The organism is Candidatus Symbiopectobacterium sp. (assembly GCF_020054415.1).
Lineage (GTDB): Bacteria > Pseudomonadota > Gammaproteobacteria > Enterobacterales > Enterobacteriaceae > Symbiopectobacterium.
On sequence record NZ_JAHWCO010000664.1, the window covers coordinates 1 to 3051 of the forward strand.

The 3051-nt window shown below is 53.6% G+C and carries 3 protein-coding genes and 1 pseudogene; 2 read left to right on the plus strand and 2 right to left on the minus strand.

What is annotated here, in order from left to right; translation table 11 throughout:
- Positions 1–298: 298 nt before the first annotated feature.
- Together QZ506_RS19115 and nhaA are read left to right on the plus strand one after the other, a co-directional pair.
- Positions 299–697: an ATP-binding protein gene (locus QZ506_RS19115; protein ID WP_291973152.1), complete on the plus strand. Its 399-nt coding sequence runs from the start codon at positions 299–301 to the stop codon at positions 695–697.
- Positions 698–833: 136 nt separating this feature from the next.
- Positions 834–2201: a Na+/H+ antiporter NhaA gene (gene nhaA, locus QZ506_RS19120; protein WP_291973155.1), complete on the plus strand. Its 1368-nt coding sequence runs from the start codon at positions 834–836 to the stop codon at positions 2199–2201.
- Here the strand turns inward: nhaA and QZ506_RS19125 are convergent.
- Positions 2198–2575, minus strand: a pseudogene (locus tag QZ506_RS19125) (UDP-glucose 6-dehydrogenase); the annotation flags it as partial. The gene nhaA and the pseudogene QZ506_RS19125 overlap by 4 nt on opposite strands.
- Positions 2576–2633: 58 nt before the next feature.
- Positions 2634–3051: integrase core domain-containing protein (locus tag QZ506_RS19130; protein ID WP_291973157.1), on the minus strand; the 418-nt coding region annotated here is incomplete at its 5' end.

Below are 3051 nucleotides of genomic sequence, written 5' to 3' on the forward strand. Positions count from 1 at the left end.
AGTCCAGTGAAACGACGGATCCTCGCAACGCAAAATCATGCAGTTAGGCCTCATGAGAAAACTGTACACCTGAGGGGACAAGCATTTTCTACCAAAACTGGCTTGGCAAAACAGCATGACTCACTATTATTCAACAAAGCCCTGCAAACGTTGAGTACCATTCGCCTAGTGAACAACATGCTGGATATGGGCACGTATTGAAGGGGAAGGCTTCCGCCTGCAAACCGACTGTGTCGCGCTGGACGAGGTCATTGGCGGTGCGCTGAAATCCCTCGAGGCGCTTCTGCCCGCCGATGCGGTGCAATTGGATCTACCGCAGGAGATGGTGTTGCTTCAGGCCGATGGCGCGCTGCTGGAGCGTGTATTTGCGAACTTGCTGGAAAACGCATTGAAATATGCGGGCAGCGCGCGGGCGATAGGCATTCGGGCTCGCGTGTTGCCGGGGAAAATCAGGATCGAGGTATGGGACGACGGCCCCGGAATCACCTCGGGCAGCGAACAGCATATTTTTGAGAAATTCACCCGGGGTAATGAGGAGTCTTCCATTCCGGGTGTCGGGATGGGATTAGCGATTTGTCGTGCTATCGTGATGCTTCACCACGGGGAGATCAGGGCAGCCAATCGGCCAGAAGGGGGAGCCTGTTTTACGGTACAACTCCCTCTGTCGCCAGTGCCGGAAATGCTGGAATCATCTTAATAAATAGCTTGTAAATCAGTGTAAAATACTTGAACTCATCCAACATTGTCGGTAAAAAGGTGACGGGTGTTAGCCACATGTTGTGGTGAGACAGGTTTGTGCGTTGGTCGGGCCGCCACGCGGAGTGATAACAACCATGAATCGACCCCTGTCCCCGCAGGGCATTCCTCGTGCTCAGCGTTTGGCGGAACGCGCTTTTGCCACCCTTGAACGTTTTCTCCATATTGAAGCGGTAAGCGGCATTGTGCTGCTTGTGGCTGCTGCTGCGGCATTGGTTTGGGCCAATTCGCCATGGGCGGAAGGCTACCATGCGCTCTGGCATCTACCGATCTCTTTTAGCATTGGCAACACGGAAATCGCGCATTCACTGCATTTCTGGATCAACGACGCCTTTATGACACTGTTCTTCTTAGTGGTCGGTATGGAGATCCGTCGTGAAATTCATGAAGGTGCGCTAAGCAGCCTGCGGCAAGCTATGCTTCCGATCGCTGCCGCCGCGGGCGGCGTAATAGTACCCGCGTTGATTTATCTGAGTGTGAACAGCACGCCGTTGCAGCAACAAGGCTGGGCGGTGCCGACGGCAACGGATATCGCGTTTGCCGTGGGGGTGCTGGCACTGTTGGGCAAAGGCATTCCCGGCAATGTACGGGTGTTTTTGCTGGCGTTAGCCATTATCGATGACATTATCGCCGTTTTGATCATCGCGTTCTTCTACTCCGGTGGGCTTGAATACCACTGTTTTATCCCCGTGCTGGTGGGCGTATTGATGGTGTTTGGGCTTCAGAAGATTGGCATCGGGTCGGCCTGGGCCTATGTCATTCCCGGTATCATCGTGTGGTTGGGTTTTCTGCTCACGGGAGCGCACCCAACATTAGCGGGGGTAGTCTTAGGACTCATCACCCCGGTGGCCTCCGTGCGGGTGATGAAGGAGCGTCCATTGGAGCGCCTTTCTTACATTGTGCGCGATCTGATGCACAAGCCGGATACACAGGCTGCGGAGCAGTTAGTCACACCGCTTAAGCAGTTACATCGTGCTCAGCGTGAAGTGTTGCCGCCTGTCACTCGCGTGCAGATGGCGCTGCACCCTTGGGTGGCTTATGGCGTGATGCCGTTGTTTGCTCTGGCGAACGCAGGGGTAAGCATGAATGGCATTGATTTGTCGGGCGCGGTGCCACTCGGCGTGATGATGGGCGTAACGCTGGCACTGGTAGCCGGTAAGTTGCTGGGCGTAGTCGGTGTTAGCTGGCTAATGGTACGCTTTGGTGTGTGCCAGTTACCGTCAGAGGTATCCTGGCGCGGTGTGTTTTTGATTGGGCTGCTCGCCGGTATCGGTTTTACCATGTCGATCTTTATCGCCATGTTAGCCTTCGACGATCCGCAACTGCTGGGCGCGGCCAAGCTAGGGGTGCTGTTGGGCTCGCTGATTGCGGCCACGCTGGGCCTGCTGTGGGGCCGGTATTATGCACGTCGCCGCCGTGTGCAGCAGGCCGGTCAACCGGTTTAATCCAAACCAAACAGGTCGCGGGTATAGACTTTATCTGCGACATCCTCCAACTCCGGCGCCATGCGGTTTGATATTATCAAATCAGCCTTGTGTTTGAACGTTGCCAGATCGTTTATCACCGGAGAGCGGAAAAATGTCTCTTCCGTCAGCATCGGTTCATAGACCACGACGCCAATACCTTTGGCTTTGATCCGTTTCATGATGCCTTGAATTGCCGGAGCGCGGTAGTTATCGGAGCCTGTTTCCATCACCAGACGATAAACGCCTACCACGCTGGGATTACGTTTGAGGATATCATCGGCAATGAAATCTTTACGCGTGCGATTTGCCTCGACGATGTCACAAATCAGCCGGTTAGGGACGCTGGCATAATTTGTACTAGCTCATACCTGATCTGACAGTTACCGATTATTTATACAGGTGTCTGTCAGATTACATCTGGTTCAGATTCTTTTCTGCCCAGATCCGTTTTCCATCGAGTAAAGTGGCCATCGGCATACGCCCGCAGCACATTTTTCCCTGATGAGTTCGCTCATTATTGTAATGCCACAACCAGTTGTCCAGATCTACCTGCAGGCTTTCCAGGTCTCCATATAACTTCTTGCGGAACGTAACCTTATAAAAATCCTGCAAAATGGTTTTATGGAAGCGCTCGCAGATTCCGTTCGTCTGCGGAGACATCGCCTTCGTTTTCGTATGCTCGATATCATTGATAGCCAGATAAAGCTGATAATCATGCTGCTCCACTTTACCACAGTACTCCGTACCCCTGTCGGTCAGTATTCTCAGCACCGGCAGTCCCTGAGCCTCGTAGAACGGGAGTACGCGATCATTGAGCAGGTCGGCGGCG

Excerpts from the sequence above, each read along its gene's own strand:
- nhaA (WP_291973155.1), top strand. The coding sequence starts at position 834 with ATGAATCGACCCCTGTCCCCGCAGGGCATTCCTCGTGCTCAGCGTTTG.